The sequence below is a fragment of the uncultured Capnocytophaga sp. genome, assembly GCF_937936315.1.
Taxonomy (GTDB): domain Bacteria; phylum Bacteroidota; class Bacteroidia; order Flavobacteriales; family Flavobacteriaceae; genus Capnocytophaga.
The window spans coordinates 1-1,352 of record NZ_CALGWU010000062.1 but is presented as its reverse complement, the minus strand read 5'-3'; the positions used below and the strand labels follow the sequence as shown (position 1 = coordinate 1,352).

Genomic DNA, 1,352 nt, shown 5'->3' with positions numbered 1-1,352 from the left:
TATTTATGAGGTGATACAGCAATATCCACAAAACGAATTGCCTCCTGTCACCCTTGAATTGGGCACACGTGACTTCTTTACGCGTGAAAACCAACGCCTCCATCAGCAACTCACTGCTGCAAATTACCCTCACGATTATATCTTACGTGAAGGTGGACACGATTGGGAATTCTGGAGTGCTTGCACCCCTAAAATACTTAAAAAATTTGGAGAAACTATAAAAAATAAGCCTTATGAAAAATCTCATATCACCACTAATTCTCTTAACTCTTAGCTTTACAAGCTGTGCTCAAAATAAAGACCTTATGCCTAACAATCCTCAAGCTTCGACAACTACAAGCGAACACCTTACAGTTGCGCATACCGTACAAGACCTCATCTATCATAAAGCCTTTACAGGCTATGGCGAACTGCTTTTGCCCTTTGATGAGAATAGCAACTACTACACCCTACCGCTTTCACAAATAGCCCGTACTATGCCCTACCACAGCAATGTGCACCCCAATGTAGTACTCAACGCTGTAAACCATCTTATTGATGAAGTGGATAAAGGGCAAACTATCTTCTATAACATTTATACTGACAATGAGAAAAAACAAGATCCTCGCAAGCAAAACACAGGACTCTTCTTTTTTCGTGGCAAACAAGGGGCTCCGTTTGCTATAATATGCCCTGGAGGTGGTTTCTCATACATAGGTTCTTTGCACGAAGGCTTTCCTCTGGCTAAACGCATTAGCGAACTGGGTTACAATGCCTTTGTGATACGCTACCGCATTGGCAGTGAGCAGTACGCCACCGAAGATTTAGCCCAAGCTATCGCTTATGTACTGCAAAATTCTAAAACGTTAGGCGTCTCAACAGAAGATTATTCTCTTTGGGGAGGCTCGGCAGGCGCACGTATGGTGGGCAATATTGCCTACTATGGAGTTAAGAAATTTACTAACGCCCACTTGCCCCAACCTGCTACTGCTGTGATTATCTATACAGGGCAAAGTCTTTACAGCAAAGATTTTCCACCTACTTTTCTCGCAGTAGCTTCTAATGATGGCATTGCCTCTGCTGATGGTATGCAACGTCGCGCCGAGAACCTCAAACGTGTAGGTGTACCCGTAGCCTTTCATCGCTACCAAACTGCTTCGCACGGATTTGGTTTAGGCAATGGCACCGATGCTGAAGGTTGGTTAGATTTGGCTGTAGCGTTCTGGCAACAATACATAAAATAAGAACTTAGAAAAATTTGTAAAAACTACCGACTTTTGTATAACAATCCTTTGGCAAAACCGCTGTATCTTTGCCTTGTAATTAGTTAATGAACAAATAATAAAAACATATAGAAATGAAAAAGACAATAA

General features: G+C 42.0%; 1 protein-coding gene and 1 pseudogene. Both read left to right on the top strand.

Annotation, left to right across the window (positions count from 1 at the left end; all coding sequences use genetic code 11):
- A pseudogene (locus Q0162_RS12490) lies at positions 1 to 274 on the top strand (hypothetical protein); the annotation flags it as partial.
- Entirely contained in the window at positions 234 to 1,223 is a 990-nt protein-coding gene (locus Q0162_RS12485; RefSeq protein ID WP_203139161.1) for an alpha/beta hydrolase, read from the top strand. The pseudogene Q0162_RS12490 and the gene Q0162_RS12485, both read left to right, overlap by 41 nt.
- Positions 1,224 to 1,352: the final 129 nt, after the last annotated feature.

Excerpts from the sequence above, each read along its gene's own strand:
- Q0162_RS12485 (WP_203139161.1), top strand. The coding sequence starts at position 234 with ATGAAAAATCTCATATCACCACTAATTCTCTTAACTCTTAGCTTTACA.